Below are 25,127 nucleotides of genomic sequence, written 5' to 3' on the forward strand. Positions count from 1 at the left end.
GTCAGCTCATGAACAGCCGGCGGTCGGCGCGCTCGTGGCGCATGCCCATCGCGTCCGCGAGCGGCGCGAACGAGCACATCGCGGTGAGGTCGGCGTCGTGATAGCGGTCACAGACGGTCTCCATCGCGGGGAACAGCCCCGAGAGCTGGGACTGTATCGCGGTGTGGCCGAACCGCCCGAGCCGCTGGGCCGCCGCGAGCAGCCCAGTCACGGAGGCGTACGCGTTCACCAGCGCCGCCTCGCGAGCGTCGAGGCCGGCGCGCTGACAGACGACGCCGAGCGCGACCGGGTAGTGGCCGTCGGTGCGTCCCGCCTCGCAGGCGGCCGCGTACTCGGCGAGCACGCCCTCGACCGCGACGTCGCCGAGCCCGGCGGCGTCGCCGGCGGACGACGTGCGGTCCGCCGCGTCGGCCGGATCGGACGAGCGCGAGGCGGCCGCCCCGTCGTCGGTATCGGCGAGCAGTTCGAGGAGCTTCGAGCCGGCCTTGCGCGAACTGTCGCGGAACTCCGCTGGCAGCGTCGCCGCGCCGAGCCGCTCGTCGGCCGCGAACACCCCGTCGAGGTCGCCGGCCGCGGCCGACCGGTGGGCGTGCCCGAGCGCGACGGTCTCGGCGGGCCCGATCACGCCGCGGAGGTACCCCTCGATCAGGTCGCCAAGCCCCGCTGCCGTCTCGATCTCGTCTTCGTTGAGATACTGCTCGATCCCGTAGGAGGCGGTGTAGGTTCCGACGGGAAGCATGGAGTCGGACAGGCGCATCGCCGTCAACAGCGCGCGGTCGTTCATTCGTCACCCCCCGAAGCCGACTGGCGGTCGTGGCTGTGATCGCGGTCGTCACCGTGGCCGTGGCTGTGCTCACCGTGACCGTTGTCGTGATCGCCGCCGTGGCTGTGGTCGTGATCCCCTCCCGAGTCGCCACCCGCACCCGAGCCGTCGGCGTCCTCGATGAACCGCTCCGCCTCGACGGTCTCGTACCGCGCCGTCGCCCCGGAGGGCAGGTACGGCCCGAGCACGTCCTCGATGATCGCTCGGTCGGCCTCGACCGGGACGTAGACCGTGTCGCCATCGACCGCGACGTCCCAGTGCTGGTTCCCGACCCGGTGACCGAACTCGACCGCCGTCGACACCGCGGCCTCGGCGGCCGGGAACTCGACGACGAACGCCTCGCGCGGCTCGAAGGCGACGACGACAGCGCGGTCGTCCTCGACGAGGAGCACGTCGCCCGCGGTCAGTTCCGGCCGGTCGACGAGCACGCCGAGTTCGGTGCCCGCCTCGGTCGTCACGCGCAGCCGCGAGCGCCGCCGCTCGACGTCGTCGAGGACGACCCGTTCGAGCGTCCCCCCCCGCTCGTGGGCCGCGACAGCCTCGGCCAGTTCCGGGTCGTCGTCGACGTTGCCGACGACCCCGTCGACGCGTCTCATCGGCCGCGCCCCCCGAGCGGCGCGCCGACGCCGAGCAGCGCCTCGCGCGTCTCGTCCCACGCCGCTTCGACGGCGTCCACCACGTCCGTGCTCCGGTCGCCGAGGACCCGGACCGCGACGCCGGTGTCGTCCCGCAGCACCGACGCGCCGGCGACGACGGTCGGGTCGTCTCCCGTCGGCTCGCCGGCCGCGGGGTTCTCGCCTGTGGCGTCGTCCTCTCCGGAGTCGTCCCCGACCCCGTCCGCGATCCGGTCGTGAATCCGGTCGGCGAGCGCGCCGACGTCCGGCTCCGCGGGGGCGACGACGTAGAGCGTCCCGACGACGCCGTGCTCGCCGACGGTCGCCGGGTCGCGCGGGTCGCGCTCGCCGGGCCGGAGGTCGACGGCGTCCGCGCAGACGAGGTCGCCGCCGACGCGCGCCTCGAACCGGCTGTGGTAGTGGTCGAAACCGAACGGTTCGTGATCCGAGAGCCCGTCCGGGACGAACACGTCGCCGACGACGACCGTCGAGTCCGCGGCCGCGGACACCGCGGTCGTCTGGAGACAGCGCGCGTCCTCGTTGAGGATGGTCGGGCCGGGGAGGTACTCGAGGTACGCGCCCGACTCGGCGGTAAGGGTCGCGTCGAGGTGGGCGTAGCTCCCGTTCATCGACTGGACCTTCGTCGCGCTCTGGGTGGTCACGTGGGCGCGCGAGCCGGCGCGGGCCTCGACCGAGAGCCGTCGCCGGTCGCCCTGCGTGACGACGGCGGTCGGGTCCTGCAGACAGATCGTCGTCAGCCCCGGCGCGGGATCGCTGTCGAGCGTGCCCGTCAGGTGGTACGGCACCGTCACGAAGTCCGAAACCAGCCGGGTCGGGTTGTCGCTCTCGCGGGCGACCACGAGGTCCGCGACCCCGTCTTTCCCGTGTCCGAACGCCGGGGACTGCTGCAGTTCCTCTTCGCCGTACTCGCGGAACGCCGGGGGGACGGCGACTGCGCCGTCGGCGGAGTCGGTGGCGGCGCTCCCGTCCGCGTCGTCGCCGTCGGCGGCCCTCTCGTCCGGGGTGTCGGTGTCGGTTTTCACGCGAACAGGACGCTCCGTTCGATGGCGTCGGCTACCGCGTCGATGCCCTCGTCGGCCTTGCAGTCGGTGAACGCCGTCGGGTCCTCGCCCCGCACCGTCGCGGCGTCCTCGCGGATCACGTCGAGGTCGGCGTCGACGTGCGGCGCAAGGTCCGTCTTGTTGACGACGAGCAGGTCCGCCTGCGTGACGCCCGGGCCGCGCTTGCGCGGGATGTCGTCGCCCTCGGCGACCGAGATGACGAACATGAAGTAGTCGGCGAGCTCCGGGTTGAACGTCGCGGCGAGGTTGTCGCCGCCCGACTCGATCAACACCACGTCGAGCTCCGGGTGCCGCTCGGTGAACTCGTCGATCTTCGCGAGGTTCATCGAGGGGTCCTCCCGGATCCCGGTGTGCGGGCAGGCCCCCGTCTCGACGCCGGCAACGAGGTCCGGCGGGAGTCGGTCGGAAAACGACTCGCGGAGCCGGTCTGCGTCCTCCTGTGTCATGATGTCGTTCGCGATGACGCCCACGTCGTAGCCGGCGTCGTCGAGCCGCGGGACGAGGTGCTGGACCAGCGCGGTCTTGCCGGATCCGACGGGGCCGCCGAGCCCGACCGTGGCCACGTCTCTGTGGCCCGTCACGCGCCGTCCCCCCCGGCGTCGCCCTCGTTCAGCTGCTCGCGGCTGTCGCTCCGGATCGGGTCGTGGACGGTCACGAGCTTCGTGCCGTCCGGGAACGTCGGTTCGACCTGCACCATGTCGACCATCTCGGGGACTCCCTCCATCACGTCCTCGCGGGACAGGAGACTCGTCGCCTCAGCGCGTATCTCCGCGACGCTCTCGCCCTCGCGAGCACGCTCGCAGACCCAGTCGGAGATGTACGCGACCGTCTCCGGGTGGTTGAGTTCGATCCCGCGCTCCTTCCGTCGTCTGGCCAGCTCCGCGGCCATGAATATCGTGAGTCGTTCGTTGTCCTTGGGTGAGAGCTTCATAGGGTGTACCTCTGTGCGAGCGGCACCTCGTCGGCGGGCTCACACGTCACGTGTTCCCCGTCGACTTCGACCTCGAACGTCTGCGCGTCGATCTCGATGTCCTCTGGCGTGTAGTCGTTGTGTAGCATGTCCGATTTGCCGACCTCGCGAGTCCCGCGAACCGGACGCACCCGCGAGTCGAGGTCGAGGCGATCGCCGACGTCGTTCTCGTAGGCGGCCTCGCTGACGAACGTCGTGCTCAGGGCGTTCTTCGCCTTGCCGACCGCGCCGGCCCGCGAGCGCTGCATCACCGGCTCGCAGGTCATCAGCGAGCCGTTGGCCTCGCCCATCTCGCTGTGGACGGGGAAGCCGCCCTTGATGACGTACTTCGGTTTGATGCCGAAGAACTCCGGGTCCCAGAGCACGATATCGGCCATCTTCCCCGGCTCCAGCGAGCCGATGTGCTCGTCGATGCCGGCCACCCTCGCGGGGTTGAGCGTGTACTTCGCGACGTAGCGCTCGATCCGGGCGTTGTCCGCGCCAGTGCCCTCGTCGGCCGGGAGCGGCCCGCGCTGGGCCTTCATCTTGTGGGCGGTCTGCCACGTCCGGCAGATCACCTCGGCCATTCGTCCCATCGCCTGCGAGTCGGAGGTCATCATGCTGATCGCGCCGGTGTCGTGGAGCACGTCCTCGGCGGCGATGGTCTCGGAGCGGATGCGCGACTCGGCGAAGGCCACGTCCTCCGGCACGTCCGGGTTCAGGTGGTGACAGACCATCACCATGTCGAGGTGCTCGTCGAACGTGTTGACGGTGTACGGCATCGACGGGTTCGTCGAGGACGGCAGCATGTGCTCGTGACCGATCAGCTCCAGCACGTCGGGCGCGTGGCCGCCGCCCGCGCCCTCGATGTGGAAGGTGTGGATCGTCCGCCCGTCGATGGCGTCGAAGGTGTCCTCGACGAACCCCGACTCGTTGAGCGTGTCGGTGTGGATACACACCTGTACGTCCTCCTCGTCGGCCACGTCGAGCGCGCAGTCGATGACCGCGGGCGTGGAGCCCCAGTCCTCGTGCAGTTTGAGGCCGCACGCGCCGGCTTCGACCTGCTCGCGGATCGGCTCCGGTCGGCTGCTGTTCCCCTTCGCGTAGAAGCCGACGTTCATCGGCCACTCCTCTGCCGCCTGCAGGAAGCGCTCGACGTTCTCGGGGCCGGGGGTGCAGGTGGTCGCGCCCCCGCCGTAGCCGCCGCCGAACATCGTCGTGATCCCGCTCGCGAGGGCGTGTTCGAACAGCTCCTTGCTGTTGAAGTGAACGTGGATGTCGAACGCGCCCGGCGTCGCGATGAGCCCGTCGGCCGGGACGGTGTCGGTGCTCGCCCCGATGACCAGGTCGTCGTCGACGCCGTCCATCGTGTCCGGGTTGCCGGCCTTGCCGACGCCGACGACCTCCCCGTTGCGGACGCCGATGTCGCCCTTCTGCACGCCGAGGACGGGATCGATGACGACGACGTTGGTGTAGACCCAGTCGAGGGCCCCGTCGGCCTGCGTCGTGCCGGACTGCATCCCCATCCCGTCGCGCATCGTCTTGCCGCCGCCGAACACCGCCTCGTCGCCGTAGGTGCCGTGGTCGGTCTCGATCTCCGCGAGGAGGTTCGTGTCGCCGAGGCGCAGCCGGTCGCCCTCCGTGGCCCCGAAGAGATCGGTGTACGCCTTCCGCGAGAGCTCGCGGCTCATTCGTCGGCCTCCATGTACCCCGCCTCGCGGGCCCGCTCGAAGGCCGCCTCCCGAACGTCCTCGTCGTCGAGGTCGCCCTCGACGAGCCCGCCCATCCCCCTGAGGACGCGGTTCCCGCCGTACGCGACGAGGTCGACGTCCTCCTCACACCCCGGCTCGAACCGGACCGCCGTTCCGGCCGGGATGTCGAGTCGCATGCCGTAGGCGGCCTCGCGGTCGAACTCGAGCGCCCTGTTGCACTCGAAAAAGTGGAAGTGCGAGCCCACCTGCGCGGGACGGTCACCGGTGTTCTCGACGGTGACCGACGCCGTCTCCCGGCCGGCGTTGATCTCGACCGGCTCGTCCGCCGGCAGCAGTTCCCCCGGAACGAGGTCACTCATCCGCCCGATCACCCCGTCGGTCCCGCGCGATCTCGAAACCATGTTCGTCCATCGTTCTGGGCAGTTGTTCGGACAATACGTGTAAAATACTTCCTCTTAGCGTAGTTCTCTGCTATTCTACCCCGGTATAATTGCGTATTCGCCACTCTAGTGGCAATATTTTCTGTCAGGCCGTCGGTTCGGGTAGCTATCGCTCCGAAAACTCGGCGTTCGTTCGGGGCTCTCGATGCGGCGAGTTCGCCGCCGACTCAGCGCTTATCCGTCGGCGGTGCAGACGACTCGCCGTGAGTGACCGTCGAACCGACGTCGACCGCGACGTCAACGCAGACCGCGACGCCGCGCTCGCCGCGGGGGCCGCGCTGTTCAACGCGGGCCACGCGCTCGCGGCCCACGACCCCTGGGAGGCGGCGTGGCTCCCGCTCGACTCCGGCCCGGACGAGCGGCTGTTTCACGGGCTGATCGCGGCCGCCGCGGCGACACACCACGCGACAGAGCGGAACTGGTCCGGCGCTGTCGGCTGCGCGGAGAACGCGGTCCGGTACCTCGGCGCGCTCGGAGACGAGGCCGACGCGGCCCGGGGCGTGGACGCGCGCACCGTCCGCGACTGGTGTCGGCGGCTCGCCGCCGACCCGGAGGTGATCGAGCGCGCGAGCCCCCCGGAGATTCGGGTCGACGGCGCGCCCCTCGGGTTCGACGACCTCGACCTCTCGGCGACGCTGCTCGCCGCCCCCGCGCTCGCCGAGGCGGTCGCGCCCGGCACCGAGGCGACCGTCGAGGAGGCCGCGAGCCTCGCACGCGCGGAGCGCGGGACGGGGCGGACGACCTTCGCGGAGCTGCTCTTCGCGTTCTGTCGCGATCCGTCGTCGCGCCCGCAGGTGGCCGCGCGGCTCGCGGATCACGTCGAGCGCGAGCGGCGAAAGCGGCGAGACGTCGAGGGACTGTTCTGAGTCCGGCGAACGCCCGCGGCCGCGGCGGTCGCTTGATAGGCCGCAGCGGTCGCTCGATCAGGCCCCGTCGGTCGGCGTGTCGGGGTCGGAGGGAAAGTTCGGCTCCGCGGCGCTGTCGTCGATCGGTCCGTTCCGGCCGTCGCCCTCCTTCGGCTCGCCCTCGAAGGTGTAGTCCGCGGAGTTGTCGGCGGGGTCGTAGCCGAGCGCCTCGCGGGCGCGCTCGATGGAGTAGTACCGGCGGTCGTTGTTCGAGATCCCGTAGACGATCTCGTAGCCGTACTCAGCCTGCAGGCAGCGGTCGAACAGGTGCGCGCAGTCGCGGTGTGAGAGCCACATCGCCTGCCCGCGCTCGTACTCGCGCGGCGGGTGGTCCTTGGTGAGGTTACCGATTCGGACGCAGACGACGCTCATCCCGTGTTCGTCGTGGTAGAGCCGCCCGAGCGCCTCGCCGGTCGCCTTCGAGACGCCGTAGAGGTTCCCCGGACGCGGCAGTTCGGTGCCGTCGAGCCGGTAGTCGTCGTCCGTGCGGTACAGGTCGGGCGTCCGGTCGTCGGTCTCGTAGCCGCCGACCGCGTGGTTCGAGGAGGCGAACACGAACCGGTCGACGCCGGCGTCGGCGGCGGCGCGCATCACGACCTGCGTCCCGTCGATGTTGTTCCGGAGCACCGAGTCCCACGGGGCGGTCTTCCGCGGGTCGCCGGCGAGGTGGACCACGGCGTCGACGTCCGCCATCGCCTCCGCGACCGCGCGTTCGTCGGTGATGTCCGCGACGTACAGGTCGGCGTCGGTGACGCCGTCCGGCACCTTCGCTCGCGGGAGCGGCTCCCGGTCGAGGAGCCGCCAGTCGTACTCGCCGCCGATGCCGTCGAGGATGGCTTGTCCCACCCGTCCCCCGGCACCGGTCAGCAGGACCGGCTCGTCCATTCGCTCGTCCATGGGCGCGAGACGGGCATATAATGCACGGTTCGACCGTGATCGGACCGCCGCGCGCAGACGGCCGTTAGAGCTTCTCGCGGGAGATGTTGACGCCGGTCGGGGTGACGACGATCTGGTCGTCGCCCTTCTGGACGATGTCGCCGTCGACCTCCTGGGCGACCTGCCGAAGCTCGTCGATGATGTGTTCGATGGTCCGGTCCGACGTGGAGTGGCGGGTGATGTCGGCGATGACGAAGTCGCCGTCGTAGACGGCGTCTTTGATCGGGATGATGTCGCTCTGGTCGCCGATCTCGGCGATGTGTACCTGCATGCCCGTTTCCGCGTGCGCCTCGGCGAAGTCGTCGAGGTCGAGTTCGACGTAGTCGTCGACGGAGCGGTTCCCGCCGCCGCCGAGGATCTTGCTCATAATACCCATACACACCACACGACGAGGTCGGACATTAGTTCTTACGTCAGACGCCCCCTCACGTGGCGTCGTCGAGCCGCGCCTGCCACTCTTGGACCCGCGAGAGCAGCTCCACCGGCGCGGTCGACGCGACGTCGACCTCGCTCAGCTCCTCGATCACGGCCTCGGTCTCCGGATCGATCCCCCCGATGCCGTCTCCACCGTCTCCCGACTCGGCCGCGGCGGCGACCGCGCCACCCGCGGCCGTCTCGTCGCCCGGAACGGTCTCGTCGCTCGCCGTCTTCTCGCCGGTCACAGCCGTTCCGCTCTCCGCGTCGCCCGCCGACGGCGCATCGCTCTCCGCGCCGTCCCCGGCGAACGACCCGGACGAGAGGTCGAAGACGACCTGTTCGGTCTCCGCTGGATCCCGGCTCCCGCCGTCGCCGCCTCCGCCTCTCGCCTCTATCGCCTTCTCCTCGCGGAGCCGGTCGAGCACCGCGTCGGCGCGCTCGACGACCGGGTCCGGTACTCCGGCCAGGTCCGCGACGTGGACCCCGTACGACCGGTTCGTCGGACCGTCGCGGACGGTGCGGAGGAACGTCACGTCGCCGTCGCGCTCGTCGACGGCGACGTGCACGTTCGCGACGCGCGGGAGGTGGTCGGCCAGGGCCGTCAGCTCGTGATAATGAGTGGCAAAGAGGGTGCGGGCGCGGACCTCGTTGTGCAGGTACTCGGTCGCCGCCCACGCGATCGAGATCCCGTCGTAGGTGGCGGTGCCGCGGCCGACCTCGTCGAGGATAACCAGGGAGTCCTCGGTCGCCGAATGGAGGATGTTCGACAGCTCCTGCATCTCGACCATGAACGTGGAGCGCCCCTGCGCCAGTTCGTCGAGCGCGCCGACCCGGGTGTAGATCCCGTCGACGAGCCCGACCTCGGCCGACCGCGCCGGGACGAACGACCCCGCCTGCGCGAGCAGTTGAATCAGCGCGGCCTGTCGCATGTACGTCGACTTCCCGCTCATGTTCGGCCCCGTGACGATGAGGAAGCCCCGGTCGGCGTCGAGCGCGAGGTCGTTCGGGACGAAGTCGGTCGTCCGCTCGACCACCGGATGCCGCCCGGCCTCGACCGCGAGCCGGCGCTCGTCGGTCAGCTCGGGACGCGTCCAGTCGTTGCCGGCCGCGTGGGTCGCGAGCGAGGCGAGCGCGTCGAGTTCGGCGATCGCTCGCCCCGCGTCCTGCAGCAGTTCGCTGTCGTCGGCGACTCGCTCGCGGAGGGCCTCGAACAGCTCGTACTCCAGTTCGCCGCGGGCCTCTTCCAGCCGGAGCACCTCGCGTTCGCGCTCCTCCAGTTCGTCGGTGACGAACCGCTTCGAGTTCTTCAGCGTCTTGATCTCGCGGTAGTGCTCGGGGACCTGGTCGGCGACCGACTTGCCGACCTGGATGTAGTAGCCGTCCGTCTTGTTGCGGTCGACGGTGACGTGGCTGAGCCCGTACTGGTCTTTCTCCCGCTTTGCGAGCGTGTCGAGCCACTCTTTCGCCTCCTCGTGGCTCGCGATCAGCTCGTCGAGGTCGGCGTCGTACCCCTTCCGTATCAGCCCGCCCTGCGTCTTCGTCTTCGGCGGGTCGGCGGCGAGCGCGGCGGAAAGCTCCTCGCGCCACTCGGCCGCGCGGTCGCGGTCGATCCCGTCCAGGACGCTCGCGACCGGCGAGTCGGCGAGGTCGCCTCCGGAGACCGCGTCTGCGATCGCGGGGACTAACGCGAGGGTGTCCCTGACCGAGAGCAGTTCTCGCGCGCCCGCGCTCCCGCTCGTCGCCCGCGCGGCCAGCCGTTCGAGGTCGGCGGCGTCGCCGAGCGTCTCGCGGAGCCGGTCCCGCCCGAGCGCCGCGGACGCCAGCGACTCGACCGCGTCGAGCCGCCGCTCCAGCGTGGCGCGGTCGCGCCGCGGGCGCGTGAGCCACTCCCGTAGCAGCCGGCCGCCGGCCGCGGTGACCGTCTGGTCTATCGTCTCGAACAGGGTCCCCTCGTCGTCGCCGCGCATGGTCTCCGTGATCTCCAGGTTGCGCTGGGTGGTCGCGTCAAGCTCGACGTGGTCGTCGTCGCCGTAGGCGGTGAGCCGCGTCATCGACGCCAGCACGCCCGCGCCGGTCTCCTCGACGTAGCCGAGCACCGCGCCCGCCGCCCGCAGAGCCAACTCGGAGTCTATCCCCACGCTGTCTGCGGTCTCGCGGCCGAACTGTTCGCGGACCGCGTGGGTCGCCCGGCCGGGCGCGAACGCCTCGGCGTCGAAAAGCGAGACGGACCCGGACAGCTCCTCGCGGACCGCGGCGAGCAGGTCGTCGTCGGTGCGGAGCCCGGGCCCGGGCAGCACCTCCGCGGGGTCGAACCGGTACAGCTCCGCCCGCAGGTCGCCCGCGTCGGCGACCTCGGTGACGAGGAACCGACCGGTGGTGACGTCTGCGAGCGCGAGTCCGTAGGGGCCCTCGGTGCTCCCGACCGCGTCACCGCCGCCGGCGTCGTCGCCCCCCACGACCGCCGCGAGGTACCGCGCGTCGTCGCCGGTCGTCTCCAAGATCGTGCCGGGCGTGACGACACGCGTGATCTCGCGGGCGTGGCCGTCGTCGGTCTCGTACTGATCGGCGACGGCGACGCGGTAGCCCCGCTCGACGAGCGCGCTCACGTACGGCGTCAGCTCCGAGAGCGGCACGCCCGCCATCGGGTACGACGAGCCGTGCGAGGACTTCTGTGAGACGGTCAAGTCGAGTTCGTCTGCGACCAGCTCCGCGTCGTCCGCGAAGAACTCGTAGAAGTCGCCACACTGCATCGCGAGGACGTCAGCGTCCGTCTCCGCCTTGAGATCGAGGAACTCCCCGACGATCCCCGTAGCCATACAGCGTACTCCCGCCGTGGGCGGGTAAAACCCTGCGGGTGGCGGGCGACTCGGCGGTCGACCCCGCGCTGTCCCGCCGCCTCGCCGACCTCCCGTCCCGCCTCGCCGACCTCCCGTCCCGCCTCGCCGACCCCCCCGCTCCGCCTCGCCGACCCCCCCGCTCCGCCTCGCCGATCCCCCGCCCCGCCGCGGCGTCACTCGGCGTTTCGTCGCGCGATCACCCGATCCGGTTCCGTCTCGTCACCGTCCGGTGGACGGCCCCGGAGATACCGAACAGCGCCGCGAACAGCCCCGCGTACGCGTAGCCGGACAGCCACGCGAACGGGACGGTCCCGATCCACGCCGCGCCGGCCAACAGTCCGCAGACGACTCCGAGCCCGAGGTAGTACTCGCCCCAGAGGATCTCGTTTTGCCCGACGATCTCGAGGTACACGTCCAGGTCGCGTCCCTCGTCGGTGAGCGAGGCGAGCCCCCTGTCCGGCTCGTACTCGATGAACCCGCTTTTCGCCAGCTTCGGGAGGTGGGACTGATGGAGCGCGGTGTACACGCGCTTGCGCTGTTTGTACGTCACCGCCGGGACCTCGACCTCGTTTTCCCACGCGGCGATCTGTTCGGCGATATCTCTGACTCGCGCTTCGGCGTCGACCTGCTTCAGATACCGGATCGTGTGCCGACGCCGCCGATTGCTCAGCGCCGAGAACACCTCGTCGCGCGAGGGCTCCCCGCTCTCGTTTACCGGAGGCTTCTCTATAATTGTGTGTTGTGATGTCATAGCTCTGGCACAGTATCTCACAAAGATATTTCCTTCATATAACATATCACTTTCCCTTACAGAGATATATCTGACAAAACCGTGTTTAGTGCTATCATGTGCCTATAAAACGGATGTATCGGAACTGTGTGTAGTATCTCCATATCATTCGACAGCACCGACTCACTTCTACGGAGGCGCGTCCGACGGCCGCCGCGACGACCGTTCCCGCGGTAGGCTGCCCATACATACGACCGCGTGTCGCCTCCCTCTCTGTATGACTGCCTCACACACTATTGGCCGTCTTCGACGCCCCGAGTACACCGGTGAGAACCGCTGTGTCCCGTGTACGATCGTCAATCTCGGCATCGCCGCGACGCTCGCCGCCGTGATCGCCGTCGCGGTCGGCCCCTCGCTCGGGCCGGCGCTCGCCGCGGTCGTCCTCGTCGGATCGCTCGTCGCGATCTGGCTCCGCGGCTACCTCGTCCCGGGGACGCCGGAACTCACGAAGCGCTACCTCCCGTCGTGGGCGCTCGCGTTGTTCGGGAAAGACTCCGACCGGCACGCCGAATCGGCCGCCGTCCCCGACGGCTTCGATCCCGAAGCGTATCTCCTGTCCGCGGGCGTCCTCGCGGAGACGGCGGACGGGAACGACTTCGCGTTCGCGCCGGAGTTCGCCGACGCGTGGCGGGACGCCCTCGACCGAGAGGGCGCGGTCGCCGCGGCGCGCGCGGACGCCGACCTCGCGGCGCTGTCGACGCTCACCGGGCTCGACGAGGCGACGCTGTCGCTCGACTGGCACGGCGCGTCCGGCGTCGCCTTCGCAGACGGTTCCGTGATCGGTCGCTGGGAGTCCCGACCCGCGTTCCGCGCGGACGTCGCCGCCGACCGCGTGCTCGCGGCGAGCCGAGACGACTGGGCCGCCCTCCCGCTCGGGGCGCGCAGCGCGGCTCTCGGCGCGCTCCGACTGTTCGTCGACGAGTGTCCCGCCTGCGCGGGTGACGTGGCGCTCGAAGAGCGCGTCGTCGAGTCCTGTTGTACCTCCCGTGACGTCGTCGCCGCCCGCTGTCGCGGCTGTGACGCGCGGCTGTTCGAGATGGACCTCCCCGAGTCGATCGCGGTCGAACGCGACTGACGGCCGGCGTCGCCTCCCGCGCCCCCGGCGAGCGTCTTCACCGCCGGAGGTGACGAACCACGGAGAACCGGTTGATCCACAGTTGATACGCGCTGGCGGCGGCGAACAGCCCGAGCGCGAGGCTCGTCCAGAGCATCGGGTCGACCGCGGACACGCCGGGGGCGTCGAGGTGCGCGGCGAGCACGACGAGCAGGGAGCCGGTGCCGAGCGCGCGGTACAGCTCCGACCACGTCACGCCGCCGCGCGCGACGATCTCGGTGTAGAGCCCCACGTCTCGCGCGTGTCGCGAGAGTTCTATCGTCTGCGTCTCGCGGTCGTACTCGATCACGCCGAGCGCCTCCAGCTTCGGGAGGTGCGTCTGAACGAGCGAGGTGTAGACGCTCTCGCGACACCGCGTCGGCGGGGGCGTCTCGCCGGTCTCTCGGCCGGCGACGAGCGTCGACAGCTCGTGGACGGTCACTACCCCGCCGACGTCGGTGAGCTGTTCGAGCGCGCGGCGGCGGCGCTCGTTCGCGAGGATGGCGTACACCTGTTCGGCCGGGAGGACGTCGCGTCTGAATTTCATGGTGAGGGTGGGTCCGGGCCCGCGGCGGCGGTGCCCGACTGGTACGTCTTCCCGTGCGCGAGATAGGGGCATATGTATGGTCTCGCTACCCGCCCATCGAGCGCGGCGCGGCGTCTCCCAGTTCCCGTCTCGACCGCCGTTTGACGGCGATACCGGCGGACTCCGGCGGGGACGGCGCGGTCTCCCGCCCGAGTGGCGCGGCGGGACGACTCGACGCGCCGCTCGCCCGGCAGTCGGTTCGTACCGCTTCGGCGAGTACGAGTATGGCCTTCGTTCCGCATTCCCGGCCGCGAGTACGGTCTCCCTGCGGCTCCGATCCCCGCGAGTAGGCACGCCGGACCGTCGGTCGAAGGCGTCGTGTGACCGCATCGAAGGGTTCGTTTGACGCGATCGAACGGACGATTCGATTCGTCGCTTGAGGCGTTCTACTCGTCGAATTCCTCGTTTGACTGTGACATGGCTGCGCGTAACTAGGTAGCTATCCCCTAGAGGGGGTAGTAACCGACTTCCGCTGGCCGAGCGCGGAACGGGCGTGAGTCGGGTGATACCATGAAACCGGACACCAACGACACGATCGGACTCTCGCGGCGCAAGCTGCTCGCCGGCCTCGGCGCGGTCGGCGTGGCCTCCGCGGGCGCGGGACTGGGAACCACGGCGTACTTCAACGACACGGAGACGTTCGAGGGTAACACGCTCACCGCGGGCGAACTCGATTTGAAGCTCGACTACAAGTCGACGTACCTCGGCGGCCCCGGCCGTCTGGACGACGTCGTCGACATGGGCTACCCGGACGCCGAAGACCTCGGCGACGGCCGGTACCTGCTCGACCAGACCCCGAGCCCCGCGGACATGCAGGCGTGGGAAGACCTCGTCATGGAGGACGACTTCGACTTCTGTTCGCCCGAGGCGGACGAGTACCTCGTCAACGGCGAGGGAATTCCGGTGTTCACGCTCGACGACGTGAAGCCCGGCGACTCCGGCGAAGTGACGATCAGCCTCCACATCTGTGACAACCCCGCGTACCTCTACCTCGCGGGCGAGATCACGGAGAACGCGGAGAACGGGCAAAGCGAGCCAGAGTCGGCGGTCGACGAGACCGGCGGCGACCCCGGCGAGGGCATGGGCGAGCTCGCGGACGCGATCGAGGTCTGCGTCTGGTACGACGAGGACTGCGACAACGTGTACGAGCCCACCGGCACGGGCCAGCAACAGGAACTGGAGGTCGCCCTCGTCAGCGACGTCTCCGGATCCATGGACGGCTCGATCGACGACCTCCAGGCCGCCGCGAACGGGTTCGTCGACAACCTCTCCGCACCGGACGAGGCCGCCGCGATCTCGTTCAACAGCTCCGCGTCGCTCGACCAGGAGCTGACCACGAACTACCAGGCCGTCAAGGACGCCATCAACGCCTACAGCGACGGTGGCGGCACGAGCATCGATCAGGGAATCAACGTGGGTGCGGACGAACTCCTCAACGGGAGCAACGCCACTCCCGGCGCGTCGAAGGTGATGATCCTGCTGAGCGACGGGAACTCCAGCGCCACTGCCGCGAACAACGCGGCGGACGCCGCGAAGAACGCGGGCATCCGCATCTTCACGATCGCGCTCGGGAGCGCGAACACCTCGCTGCTCCAGAGCCTCGCGAGTTCGCCGGACGACGCCTTCGTCGCACCCGACCCGGCCGACCTCGACACCGTCTACGCCGAGATCGCGCAGATCGTCTTGGCGGGCGAACAGAAGATCGCCTCGGGCACGATGAGCGAGGTCTTCGGACAGCTGTCCGAGGGCGTCGCGCTCGACGGCAACCGCCAGGACGAGGGTCGCCAGCCGTACCCCGGCGCGACCACTCAGTGCATCGGCTTCGAGTGGACGCTCCCGGCGGAGGTCGGCAACGAGATCCAGACCGACTCCGTGGCCTTCGACCTCGCCGTCTACGCCGAGCAGTCGCGGCACAACGACAACCCGCAGGTGGCGTTCAACGGGACGGAGGCGAACAGCACCAGCCCCGGCCCCGCCCCCAACGGCACCGGCAACGTGAGCTCGAACTAGCTCTTTGGAGCTGTCCAACCACCCCGAACGATCACCTCGTTCGGTTCCCCGTTCGGCACCCGACGTGGGCGGCCGACGCGGCGGTTCGCGACCGCCGGCGGGACTCCCCATTGGGGATGATACACAATGAACGACGACACAATCGGACTCTCGCGGCGCAAGATGCTGGTCGGACTCGGGGCTGTCGGCGTGGCCTCCGCGGGCGCGGGACTGGGAACCACGGCGTACTTCAACGACACCGAGTCGTTCGAGGACAACACGCTGACCGCCGGCGAACTCGACCTGTTCGTCCACGTCGACTACTCGGAAGATCAGGGTAGCTACGCGCAGTACTCTACCCCCTCCGGAACGTTCATCGACGGCAACGTCGTGGGCGGCGGCGACGGCGAACCCCTCAGCATCCAGGTCTCCGACCTGAAGCCCGGCGACTCCGGCGAGGGCGAGTTCTGCTTCTCGATCGTCGACAACCCCGCGTACATGTGGATGTGCGGCGAGCTGACCGCGAACGACGAGAACGGCCAGACTGAGCCCGAGTCCGACGACGACGAGACCGGTGGCGACCCCGGCGAGGGCGCGGGCGAGATCGCCGACGCGATGCAGGTGACCGTCTCGTACTGTACCGACGACGGCGACGGCGGAAACGTGGTCGGCGACGAGATCATCTCCGGCTCGCTAGCGGAGGTCATGCTCGCGCTGCAGGCCGGCGTCCCGCTGTCCGGCGACGGCGACGGCGGCGCGCCGCTCGCGAACCGCCCCGCGTTCGAGGGCGTCACCGAACCGTTCGTGGACGATGTACCGAACATCGCAGAGCAGTGCGTCTGCTTCGAGTGGGAGGTCCCGGTCGAGGTCGGCAACGAGATCCAGACGGACTCCGTGACGTTCGACTTCGAGTTCTACGCGGTCCAGGCCCGCCACAACGACGGGACCCACAACCCCTGCGTGGACGAGACCGTCGTCACCGCGTACGACAACGACTGGAAGGGCCAGACTCTGGGGAACCCCACCGAGGGTAACGTCTACACCAGCGTCTCGTTCGGCCAGAATCAGACCGTTCTGAGCTTCGCGTTCGACGACGACGGCGACGGCGTGGACTTCCTCGACACCGCGGACTACTCCAGCACGAATCTCCCCGTGGCGGTCGACGCGGACGCGGACGGCACGCACGACTGGCAGCTCATCTGGCAGCCCAACGCCGGCTTCCCGGACGCTCCGTTCGGATACGTCGAGAACAACGGCGGAAGCTACGGCGCTGCTCAGTCGCTCCCGGCCGGCTTCTCGGCGGCGAAGGTCGGGAACACGATCGTATTCGGGGTCCCGAACAGCGAGATATCCTCGACGTTCCGGCTGCTCGGATACGGCAGCACGGGCGGCGAGGGGCCGGTCGCGAAGGTCAACGACGACCCCTCGTTGGGCCCGGACTTCTACAACAGCGCTAACGCGGTCGAGTTCAGCGACTGACGCGCTGACGACCCCGCCGCTTCGGGCGGCGTGACCGCCTCCCACCCCGGACCCGCGCGGACGGCCGGGACGACGGTTCGACTCCGTCGGTGGGACTTCCCTTCGGGGACTTCCAATCATGACAGACAACGAAACAATCGACACGGTCGGTCTCTCGCGGCGGACGCTCCTGGCGGGCCTCGGCGCGGTCGGCGTGGCCTCCGCGGGCGCGGGACTGGGAACCACGGCGTACTTCAACGACACGGAGACGTTCGAGGACAACACGCTCACTGCCGGTCAGCTCGACTTGCTCGTCGACTGGCAGCAGACGTACGACTTCGGTGAGGGTCACCAGTTCGTCAGCGCGCACCCCGACCACGACGGCGACGGCGAACAGTCGATCGAGATAGACGGAGAGGTGTTCGCGTACAGCGACTTCCCGGACGAGGACGACGAGGACAGCAACGGCGCGAACATCCCGGTGCTCGACTGCGAGACCATCCCGCCGCTGGAGGAGGCGGACTTCGGCACCGACCCGGTCACGGGCGAGGAGATGGAGACGCTGATCCAGTTCTCCGACGTGAAGCCCGGTGACTCCGGCGAGATCACCTTCTCGCTCCACCTCTGTGACAACCCCGGCTACATCTGGATGCAGGCGGGCAACGTCAGCGAAGACGGCGGCGCGTTCACGGAGCCCGAATCGCTCGTCGACGCGGACAACGCCGCGGACCTCGCGGACGCCATCGAGGCGACGCTGTGGTACGACGAGGACTGCGACAACGTCTACGACGGCGCGGAGCCGGTGGACATCATGCTCACGCTGGATTTCTCCGGCTCGATGCTGTACGACCAGTACGGCGGCGTCGTCAACTCCGACCCCATTCAGGTCAACGGGACGACGTACCCGGAGACGACGAAGGTCGACCTCGTCGAGCTCGGCACCCGCCAGTTCGTCGACTACCTGCAGTCGCAGAACTCGGACGTGCAGGTCGGCGTGGCGTACTTCGACGGCGAGGGAAGCGACGACACCGAGCCGCGGACCGGCATCGTTCAGCCGCTGACGAGCGACCTCTCCGTGGTCGACTCGGCGCTCTCCGGACTCCGACAGAAGCTCGCGAACGTCGTGAGCGGCGGCGCGGGCTCCACACCGTTCGACGGCGACGGCGACCCGGACCCGTTCTCGAACGCGAACGGCATCGCGACGGGCACCTACATCGGTGAGGGCGTCGACGACGCGCAGGACGAACTCGCCGCGAACGGCCGTCCGGCGGCCGACAAGCGCAACATCGTTCTCTCGGACGGCGAGTCGTTCAACGGCACCGGCAGCACCCAGTTCTCCTCGCCGACCGGGGCGGCGGACGACGCGCGGGCGGCCTCGCCGAGTCCCGCGACCGACGTCTACACGATCAACGTCGACGGCAGCGCCGGCACGCTGCAGGCGATGGCCGGCCCGGCCGGCGGGACCGGCGGCGACGCGACGTTCTTTAACAACGTCGACGACCCGCTCAACATCCCGACCGTGTTCGGCAACCTCGCGGCACAGACCGCACAGGAGAAGGTCATCATGGAGGACACGCTCGGCAACGTCCTCGACGCGCTCGCCGACGGCAACGGCGTCCCCCTCGACGGGAACCGCGCGACGCCGTACGACGAACTCGGCGACGCGCCCGACGACGCGGCCCGCGACCCGTTCCGCGGCGACGGCGTGATGCACTGCGTCGCGCTCTCGTGGGAGCTGCCGTTCGACGTCGGCAACGAGGTTCAGGGCGACACGCTCGGCTTCGACCTCGGCTTCTACACCGAGCAGGCGCGTCACAACGACGGCTCCGGACCGGGACAGGCCGCCTGACCGCGGAACGCGGGACCCCGCGACGAACGGGACGCCCGCGGCGGGCTGACTCCCGCCTCTGAGAGGGCCGCGCGGCCGAGTAGGAGACGCGGACCGCTCGGGTAGGTCGTGCATACATACGGACGCAGGGGGCGTGAGACGACCATCGGCGGCGACGGCGGCGGCAAGCTGCCGTCTCGGACGGAACCGCACACGAAACACACACGACAGCACATGACACACAAAGACACACAACTCACGCGGCGACAGACGCTCGCGGGCCTCGGAGCCGTCGGCTTCGCCGTCCTCGGTGCCGCGACCGGCCGGTCGGCGGAAACGGCCAGCCGGGAGGCGTATCCAAGCTACACGTACGCGCAGTCAGACACGCCGTGGGACCTCGTGGTCGGCTGGCGACGCACCGAGAACGGGGCCGTTGTCGGGTCGAGCCCGAGCGACGCCGAGACCGACGTCGAGAGCGCCGGCATCCGGCTCGTCGACGTCGACAACGCGCTGCCGGGCGACCGCGGGACGGCGAGCGTCGGGCTCTGGCTCGACGACCCGGCGAACACCGCGCCCGACGGCGTCCGCGTGTGGCTCCGCGTCTCACCCCAGGTCGACACCGCCGACGCCGCGAGCGCCGCGCTCGCAGAGCGCATCTCGCTCGACGTCCGGTACGACACCGGAATCCTCGGGATCGGCGGCTGCGGGGGTGCCGAGGGAGACTTCGCCGCGTACGGCGAGTCGATCGCCGACGGCACGCTGGCCTCGTTCGACGGTACCGACCTCGCCGAGGGGATCGAACTGAATCCGGGACTCTTCGACAGCGGGTGTCTCACCGCCGACGAGCGGCGGTGTCTGGTCTTCGCGTGGGCGTTCGACACCGACGGCGGCAACGCCGGACAGGGCGGGACCGTGGACTTCACGGTCGAGTTCGCCGCGGACGACTGCGGGAGCGAGGGCAACCCCTTCGAGATCGACGCGGCCCCCGACGCCGCGGGAGGGACGTCGTGACCCCAGACGACGGTGAACGACGGTCGAGCGGCCTGAGCCGCCGCCGCCTGCTCGCCGGGATCGGCGGCGTCGGTGCGGTCGGTATGGCGAGCGGGCTCGGCACCGGCGCGTACCTCTCGGACCGCGTGACGTTCGCGAACAACGGGTTCGGGGCCGGAACGGTCGAGCTGACGGTCGGTGACGGCGTCGCAGACGGCGTCGTCGTCGACGTGTCGGGGATCGACCGCGGTCCCGAGGGACGCGTCACCGAGACGTTCCCCGTCGGCGTCCGGACCAACCCCGCGCGGGTCTGGCTCGCGGCGGAATGTCCCGACGACGACGCGCTCGCGGCCGCCCTCCGGATCGATCTCCGCGTCGACGGGCGCTCGATCACGGACGGGCTCCGGCCGTTCGCCGCCGTCGCGGCCGACCTCGTCTCCGGCGAGCGCATCGACGACGGCTGTCTCGGCCCCGACGACGCGCTCGCGGTCGAGGTCACAGCGGAGCTCCCAGCCGACGCGCCCGACGCGCTGGCCGGGACGGCGACCTCGCTTCGCCTCCGCCTGTACGCCGAACAGTGCCGACACGTCACCGAGACGGCCGCGACCGGCGCGAACCCCTTCGCCGGACGGGCCTGTGAGGGTCCGGCGTGCGTCTCCTGTGAGGACGAAAACGGCGTCGCGATCGGATCGCTCACGCTCCGGTACCGCGGCGACGAGGCCGCGCGCGTGACCGTCGCCGCCACCGGCGGCGGTGCGGGCGGCGTCGGCACGGGCGGGACCGTCGTCTTCGCGGGCGACGTGGCTCCGAACGAGACGTTCGTCGTCGACGGCTCCGACGCACCCACGAACGGCGACCCGGGCTGGCTCGGCTCGAACATCTACGTCGACGCCGACAGCGACGCCGCTGACGGCAGCGACGCCGGAAGCGACGACAGCGGTCCGGGAAGGGGCAACGGCGGACCCGAGCGCCCGGCCGGCGTCAAGATTCACACGAGCTGTTCGGAGCCGCTCGCGGTCGGGATGCGGTTCGGCGAGAACGGCGAGTTCGAGATCGCCGCCGGAACGACGACGGCCGGCGAGCCGCTCTGCGGCTCGGAGGAGAACTGATGACACCAACTCTCACACCACGGATGAAACGGGCGGCGAACGTACTCGGCATCGCCGTGCTGATCGTCCTCGTGGCGCCCTTCGCGGTGTACGCGGCTCCGGAGGTCGTCGGTGCCGACGAGAGCTTCGTCGTGCTCACGCCGAGTATGACCCCCGCGATCGCTCCCGGCGACGTCGTCGTCGTGGCCGAACGCGACCCCACCACAGTCGTCGAGGACGACGTGATAACCTTCGTCCGCGGGTCGAGCGACGTGCCGGTGACACATCGGGTGATCGGCGTCGTCTCCACGGCCGGCGGCGTCGAGTTCGAGACCAAAGGCGACGCGAACGAGGGTCCCGATCCCGGGCTCGTCCCGGGAGCGAACCTCGTCGGCGTCGTCGTCCTGACGATCCCGTACATCGGCTACGTGATCCAGTTCGCCGGCACGCGGGCGGGCTTTCTCGCGCTGGTCGTGCTCCCGTTCGGACTGCTCGTGGCGTCGGAACTGTGGAGCATCGTCCGATCGCGGTCCGACGACGCCGGCGATGCACTCGCATCGACCGATCCGGAGACTCCGGCCGGTTCGGACGCTGGGGCCGATCCGGACGTCGAGGCCGGTCCGGAGGCTCCGGCCGGTTCGGACGCTGGGGCCGATCCGGACGTCGCAGAGACGGTCGCCGATTCGACGACGGCCGCGGACGAGACTGGCGGGATCTCGGTCGACGCGGTCGGCGGCGCGACCGCCGTGCTCGCCGTGTTCGCGCCCTACGCCGCTTACGCGGCGGTCGAACTCCGGAGCGCGGCGTCGATCGCGGTCGCGGTCGCGTCGGCGACGGTCCTGTTCGGCGCGCTCGCGGTCTGGGTGCCGGCGAGCGGCGTCGTCGACCGCGTTCGCCCCGGTGACTCGGCGTCCTCGTCCGAGCGGTCTGCGGAGCCGGTCACGGTCGACCCGTCCTCCGCGCCGGCCGCCGACGAGACGCCCGCGCCCACGGCGCAGACGGACGGCTCGGGGGAGGTGGAGTGATGCCCGCTTCACGCGGCGTCACCGCCGCCGCCGTCGCCGTCCTGCTCGTGTGGTGCGTCGCGTTCGGCGGCGGGTACACCCTCGCGGCGTTCTCCTCGGCCGCCAACGTGACCGTCTCGTTCGAGACCGCGGAGAACTTCTCCGTCCCGGAACCGACCGCGGACGTCCCCGACGCCCCCCAGGCCGCGTCCGCCGACAACGGCTCTGACCCGTCCGTCGCGGCCGATCCCGGTCCGCCGGCGAACGCCCCGGGTCCGGGAGAGAACACGAGATCGCCACCCGGCGGCGGGGCCGTTCCGCCATCGGCGACGGTCCCGACGCCGCCCGCCACGGGCGGCGGGGACGCGGCAGAGGGTCCCGAGAGCGACGACGAGACTGACGGCGCAGACGAACCGAAGACGACGGGTGAGCCGCCCGACACCGCTGCCGCCGGCGAGCCGGCGGGTGACGACTCCGCCGCTCCCGATGACGACGCTGGCGAGGGCGGTGACGGCACCGGTGACGCTGGCGAGGGCGGTGACGGCGACGCCGACGCTGCCGGTGACGGAGACGAAGCCAGCAGCGGCGATGAGGATGCCGACGCCACCGGCGACGGCGACAACAACGGCAGCGCGGGCGACGCCGCCGGAGGTGGGGAGGATGGCGACGCCGGAGATGAGGATGCCGGTGACGACGCCGAAGACGCTGACGACGGGAGCAGCGACGACGCCGGTGACAGTGGCGATACAAGCGGCGGCGACGCAGCCTCCGGTGAGGTGAGCGCGTGAGCGCTTGCGGTCGGCCGAGACGCGCCGGTCGCCCCCTCTGTGGACCGGTGGGGCTGAAGCTCGCGGTGCTTCTGTTGTTCGTCCTCCTCCTGCTTCTCGGCGTCCTCGCTGGGATCGTCCGCGGGCTCGGCTGAGTCCGGATCGACGCCCCGGCGACGCCGGTCCCAGCACGTGAGCGCACTCGGCGTATTTATCAGTCGGTGCGCCGAACTGTCAGCCGACAATGGTCGACGTCGCCGCGTTCGGGTTCGTCTTCGTCGCGGGGCTGATCACGGCGCTGGCGACGGGGGTCGGCGCGCTGCCGTTCTTCTTTTTCGACTCGATAAGCGACCGCGGGAACGTCGCGCTGTGGGGGTTCGCCTCCGGGATCATGGTCGCCGCGTCGCTCTTCGGGCTGGTTCAGGAGGGGCTCGCGGAGGGGACCCCGGTGGAAATCGGTGTCGGCGTGCTCGCCGGCGTCGCGCTCGTCGTGCTCGCACACGAGGTGCTTCTCGACGCCGAGATCGACCCCCGCGAGTACGAGGAGGCCGACTTCAAGAAGCTCGTGCTGATTCTCGGTGTGCTCACGGTCCACAGCTTCCCCGAGGGGATCGCCGTCGGCGTCTCCTTCGCCGACCTCGGGCTGGAGGGCGGGACGCAGGTGCTCGGGTTCACGGTCCCGCTTCTCGCGGTGTTCATGACCGTCGCGATCTCGATCCACAACGTCCCCGAGGGGACCGCCATCTCGATCCCGCTGCGGTCGATGGGCGTCTCGAAGTGGAAGATGGTCTGGTGGGCGGTGTTCTCCAGTCTCCCGCAGCCTATCGGGGCGGTCCTCGCGTTCGCGTTCGTCCGGTACGCCCGCGAGGTCCTCCCCTACGGCTTCGGGTTCGCCGCCGGCGCGATGGTGTACCTCGTGCTCACGGAGTTCATCCCGGAGGCGCTCGACACCGGCGCGGACCTCCCACGAGGCGGCAAGCCGACCCTCGCGGTCGGACTCGCGCTCGGCGTCGCGCTCATGGTGCCGCTCAACTTCGTGTGACCGCGCCCCGTCACCGGGCGGGCAACGTGGCCTCGCGCCCTCGCGAAGGCGTGACTGCACGCTCGCGCGCCCGAGTCACTCCGCGCCGTCGAGCATCGTCGGGTTCACCGCTCCCGGTCCCTCGCCCACGTCGTAGCCGCGCCGGATCGCCGCCCCCATCTCGCCGACGGCGGTCTCGACCGCCGCGGCCAGCGGTTCGCCTCGCGCGAGCCGCGCCGCGACCGCGCTCGACAGCGTGCACCCGGACCCGTGCGTCGCCCCGGTCGCGACTCGCGGCGTCTCGAACCGCACGACTGCGGTTCCGTCCTCGGATTCGGCGGCCGACAGAGATTCACCGCTCCCCGCCGCCTCGGCCGCGCCCTCGCCGAGAACGAGCGTGTCGACCACGGTGTCGTCGCCGTCGAGGTGCCCACCCTTGACGAGGGCGGCGTCCGCGCCGCGGGCGACGATCTCGCGTCCGGCCCGCGCGGCGTCGGCCGGCGTCTCGACGTCCCCACCGACCAACACCGCCCCCTCGTCGGCGTTCGGCGTGACGAGCGTCGCGGCGGCGATCAGGTCGTCGTACGCCTCCTCGGCCGCGGGCGAGAGCAACCGGTCGCCGGTCGCGGCGACCATCACCGGATCGACGACGATCGGTTCCGCGAATCCGGCGAGCCGCTCTGTCACCGCCTCCACCGTCTCCGCCGTGGCGAGCATCCCCGTCTTCACCGCCCTGACGTCGAAGTCGTCGACGACGGCGTCGTACTGTGACTCTACGTGGTCGACCGGGAGCGCGTGAACGTCTGACACGCCGCGCGTGTTCTGTGCCGTCGTCGCCGTCACGACGGCGGTCCCGAAGACGTCGTGGGCCGTCATCGCCTTCAGGTCGGCCTGTATTCCCGCCCCGCCGCCGGAGTCGCTGCCGGCGATCGTGAGCGCGACGGGCGGCGAGACCGGGTCGTACGCGCTGGCTGTCTCCTTTGTCATACCCGATGTATATTACCCGGTTGTCCTAAATCGTAGCGATCGCCGCCGTCGAACGCCCTTTGCCGTTCGGGGTCGAACCGGGCGTATGTCGAACTCCGATCCCGCAGCCGAATCGCCCGAATCGGACGGTTCCGAGGCGGCCGGCATCGCCGCCGATCCGGTCGACGACGCGACCGACTCCGTCACCGTCTACTCCGATTACGTCTGCCCGTTCTGTTACCTGGGTCGGCAGTCGCTCGCGGAGTACCGGGAGACGCGGTCCGAGCCGCTCGCGGTCGACTGGCACCCGTTCGACCTCCGCGCCGGCAAGCGCAACCCCGACGGGTCGATCGACCACGAGGCCGACGACGGGAAAGACGAGGACTACTACGCGCAGGCCCGAGAGAACGTCCGGCGGCTCCAAGAGCAGTACGGCGTCGAGATGGCCCAAGAGATCGCCACCGACGTCGACTCGCTCCCGGCGCAGGTCGTCTCCGTTCACGTGAAAGAGACCGCGCCGGAGGCGTGGCCCGCGTTCGACGAGGCGGTCTTCGAGGCGCTCTGGCGGGACGGCCGCGACATCGGCGACCGCGAGGTGCTCGCCGACCTCGCGGCGGACGTCGAGGGTCTCGACGCCGACGCGGTCGAGACCGCGCTCGGCGACGACGATCTCCGCGAGCGCGTCACGGGGCTCTTCGACGCGGCGAGAGAGCGCGGAATCACCGGCGTCCCCACGTTCGCGTTCGACGGCCACGCCGCCCGCGGCGCGGTCCCGCCGGAACAGCTCGAACGGCTCGTCGAGGGGGCCTGAGGCGCGCGCCCACGCGGTAAC

At 70.3% G+C, this 25,127-nt stretch carries 25 protein-coding genes; 12 read left to right on the plus strand and 13 right to left on the minus strand.

Going from position 1 to position 25,127, the window contains the following annotated elements:
- Nucleotide 1: 1 nt before the first annotated feature.
- The 7 genes from NO930_RS06390 to NO930_RS06420 are packed head-to-tail and all read right to left on the minus strand — an operon-like array spanning nt 2 to nt 5,539.
- Nucleotides 2-784, minus strand: a complete 783-nt coding sequence (locus NO930_RS06390; RefSeq protein WP_256402885.1) for an urease accessory protein UreF — start codon at nt 782-784, stop codon at nt 2-4.
- The gene (gene ureE / locus NO930_RS06395; RefSeq protein WP_256402886.1) at nt 781-1,419 is read right to left on the minus strand and encodes an urease accessory protein UreE; all 639 of its coding nucleotides are present in this window, start codon (nt 1,417-1,419) and stop codon (nt 781-783) included. The genes NO930_RS06390 and ureE overlap by 4 nt, the downstream gene beginning before the upstream one ends.
- On the minus strand, nt 1,416-2,480 hold the full coding sequence (locus NO930_RS06400) for an urease accessory protein UreD (RefSeq protein WP_256402887.1): 1,065 nt from the start codon (nt 2,478-2,480) through the stop codon (nt 1,416-1,418). Before NO930_RS06400 ends, ureE begins: the two co-directional genes overlap by 4 nt.
- Nucleotides 2,477-3,100: an urease accessory protein UreG gene (gene ureG / locus NO930_RS06405; protein ID WP_137783610.1), complete on the minus strand. Its 624-nt coding sequence runs from the start codon at nt 3,098-3,100 to the stop codon at nt 2,477-2,479. The genes NO930_RS06400 and ureG overlap by 4 nt, the downstream gene beginning before the upstream one ends.
- Nucleotides 3,097-3,450: an urease subunit gamma gene (locus NO930_RS06410; RefSeq protein WP_137783611.1), complete on the minus strand. Its 354-nt coding sequence runs from the start codon at nt 3,448-3,450 to the stop codon at nt 3,097-3,099. Before NO930_RS06410 ends, ureG begins: the two co-directional genes overlap by 4 nt.
- A complete protein-coding gene (ureC, locus tag NO930_RS06415) occupies nt 3,447-5,159 on the minus strand; it encodes an urease subunit alpha (protein WP_256402888.1) in 1,713 nt (570 codons plus the stop codon). Before ureC ends, NO930_RS06410 begins: the two co-directional genes overlap by 4 nt.
- Nucleotides 5,156-5,539, minus strand: a complete 384-nt coding sequence (locus NO930_RS06420) for an urease subunit beta (protein WP_137784464.1) — start codon at nt 5,537-5,539, stop codon at nt 5,156-5,158. The genes ureC and NO930_RS06420 overlap by 4 nt, the downstream gene beginning before the upstream one ends.
- A gap of 284 nt (nt 5,540-5,823) precedes the next feature.
- On the opposite strand from NO930_RS06420, the gene NO930_RS06425 reads away from it, so the two are divergent.
- Nucleotides 5,824-6,486, plus strand: a complete 663-nt coding sequence (locus NO930_RS06425) for a DUF309 domain-containing protein (RefSeq protein WP_137784463.1) — start codon at nt 5,824-5,826, stop codon at nt 6,484-6,486.
- Between the two features lie 57 nt (nt 6,487-6,543).
- Here the strand turns inward: NO930_RS06425 and azf are convergent, their stop codons facing one another.
- From azf to NO930_RS06445, 4 genes are all read right to left on the minus strand, one after another.
- Nucleotides 6,544-7,410 carry an NAD-dependent glucose-6-phosphate dehydrogenase Azf gene (gene azf / locus NO930_RS06430; RefSeq protein WP_256403153.1) on the minus strand — a complete coding sequence of 289 codons (867 nt, stop codon included), beginning with the start codon at nt 7,408-7,410 and terminating at the stop codon, nt 6,544-6,546.
- A gap of 76 nt (nt 7,411-7,486) precedes the next feature.
- Nucleotides 7,487-7,837, minus strand: a complete 351-nt coding sequence (locus NO930_RS06435) for a cell division protein SepF (RefSeq protein WP_049984498.1) — start codon at nt 7,835-7,837, stop codon at nt 7,487-7,489.
- A 49-nt stretch (nt 7,838-7,886) separates the two neighbouring features.
- Nucleotides 7,887-10,694, minus strand: coding sequence for a DNA mismatch repair protein MutS (mutS, locus tag NO930_RS06440; RefSeq protein WP_256402889.1), 2,808 nt, complete (start codon nt 10,692-10,694; stop codon nt 7,887-7,889).
- A 217-nt stretch (nt 10,695-10,911) separates the two neighbouring features.
- Nucleotides 10,912-11,466 carry a DUF7344 domain-containing protein gene (locus NO930_RS06445; protein ID WP_256402890.1) on the minus strand — a complete coding sequence of 185 codons (555 nt, stop codon included), beginning with the start codon at nt 11,464-11,466 and terminating at the stop codon, nt 10,912-10,914.
- Between the two features lie 256 nt (nt 11,467-11,722).
- Here NO930_RS06445 and NO930_RS06450 point away from each other — a divergent pair, with 256 nt between their 5' ends.
- Nucleotides 11,723-12,580 (plus strand): DUF8054 domain-containing protein, encoded by an 858-nt coding sequence (locus tag NO930_RS06450; RefSeq protein WP_137784322.1) that lies wholly within the window; start codon nt 11,723-11,725, stop codon nt 12,578-12,580.
- Nucleotides 12,581-12,617: 37 nt separating this feature from the next.
- Here NO930_RS06450 and NO930_RS06455 read toward each other — a convergent pair whose 3' ends face one another.
- On the minus strand, nt 12,618-13,145 hold the full coding sequence (locus NO930_RS06455; RefSeq protein WP_137784323.1) for a DUF7344 domain-containing protein: 528 nt from the start codon (nt 13,143-13,145) through the stop codon (nt 12,618-12,620).
- Nucleotides 13,146-13,694: 549 nt separating this feature from the next.
- On the opposite strand from NO930_RS06455, the gene NO930_RS06460 reads away from it, so the two are divergent.
- From NO930_RS06460 to NO930_RS06500, 9 genes are all read left to right on the plus strand, one after another.
- On the plus strand, nt 13,695-15,194 hold the full coding sequence (locus NO930_RS06460) for a vWA domain-containing protein (protein WP_137784121.1): 1,500 nt from the start codon (nt 13,695-13,697) through the stop codon (nt 15,192-15,194).
- A gap of 126 nt (nt 15,195-15,320) precedes the next feature.
- Nucleotides 15,321-16,652: a SipW-dependent-type signal peptide-containing protein gene (locus NO930_RS06465; protein ID WP_256402891.1), complete on the plus strand. Its 1,332-nt coding sequence runs from the start codon at nt 15,321-15,323 to the stop codon at nt 16,650-16,652.
- 118 nt (nt 16,653-16,770) lie between these two features.
- Nucleotides 16,771-18,480, plus strand: a complete 1,710-nt coding sequence (locus tag NO930_RS06470) for a SipW-dependent-type signal peptide-containing protein (RefSeq protein WP_256402892.1) — start codon at nt 16,771-16,773, stop codon at nt 18,478-18,480.
- A gap of 213 nt (nt 18,481-18,693) precedes the next feature.
- Nucleotides 18,694-19,470, plus strand: coding sequence for a hypothetical protein (locus NO930_RS06475; protein ID WP_256402893.1), 777 nt, complete (start codon nt 18,694-18,696; stop codon nt 19,468-19,470).
- On the plus strand, nt 19,467-20,558 hold the full coding sequence (locus NO930_RS06480) for a DUF7467 domain-containing protein (protein WP_256402894.1): 1,092 nt from the start codon (nt 19,467-19,469) through the stop codon (nt 20,556-20,558). Before NO930_RS06475 ends, NO930_RS06480 begins: the two co-directional genes overlap by 4 nt.
- Entirely contained in the window at nt 20,558-21,562 is a 1,005-nt protein-coding gene (locus tag NO930_RS06485) for a signal peptidase I (RefSeq protein WP_256402895.1), read from the plus strand. Before NO930_RS06480 ends, NO930_RS06485 begins: the two co-directional genes overlap by 1 nt.
- On the plus strand, nt 21,562-22,329 hold the full coding sequence (locus tag NO930_RS06490) for a hypothetical protein (RefSeq protein ID WP_256402896.1): 768 nt from the start codon (nt 21,562-21,564) through the stop codon (nt 22,327-22,329). The genes NO930_RS06485 and NO930_RS06490 overlap by 1 nt, the downstream gene beginning before the upstream one ends.
- Nucleotides 22,326-22,463 (plus strand): hypothetical protein, encoded by a 138-nt coding sequence (locus NO930_RS06495; protein ID WP_256402897.1) that lies wholly within the window; start codon nt 22,326-22,328, stop codon nt 22,461-22,463. Before NO930_RS06490 ends, NO930_RS06495 begins: the two co-directional genes overlap by 4 nt.
- A gap of 89 nt (nt 22,464-22,552) precedes the next feature.
- Nucleotides 22,553-23,350: a ZIP family metal transporter gene (locus NO930_RS06500; protein ID WP_256402898.1), complete on the plus strand. Its 798-nt coding sequence runs from the start codon at nt 22,553-22,555 to the stop codon at nt 23,348-23,350.
- Nucleotides 23,351-23,425: 75 nt separating this feature from the next.
- On the opposite strand, the gene thiD is transcribed toward NO930_RS06500, so the two are convergent.
- On the minus strand, nt 23,426-24,316 hold the full coding sequence (thiD, locus tag NO930_RS06505) for a bifunctional hydroxymethylpyrimidine kinase/phosphomethylpyrimidine kinase (protein ID WP_137784106.1): 891 nt from the start codon (nt 24,314-24,316) through the stop codon (nt 23,426-23,428).
- Between the two features lie 85 nt (nt 24,317-24,401).
- Between thiD and NO930_RS06510 the strand changes: the two genes are divergently transcribed.
- Entirely contained in the window at nt 24,402-25,106 is a 705-nt protein-coding gene (locus tag NO930_RS06510) for a DsbA family oxidoreductase (RefSeq protein ID WP_256402899.1), read from the plus strand.
- Nucleotides 25,107-25,127 lie beyond the last annotated feature (21 nt).

The organism is Halorubrum salinum, from assembly GCF_024494575.1.
GTDB classification, from domain to species: domain Archaea; phylum Halobacteriota; class Halobacteria; order Halobacteriales; family Haloferacaceae; genus Halorubrum; species Halorubrum salinum.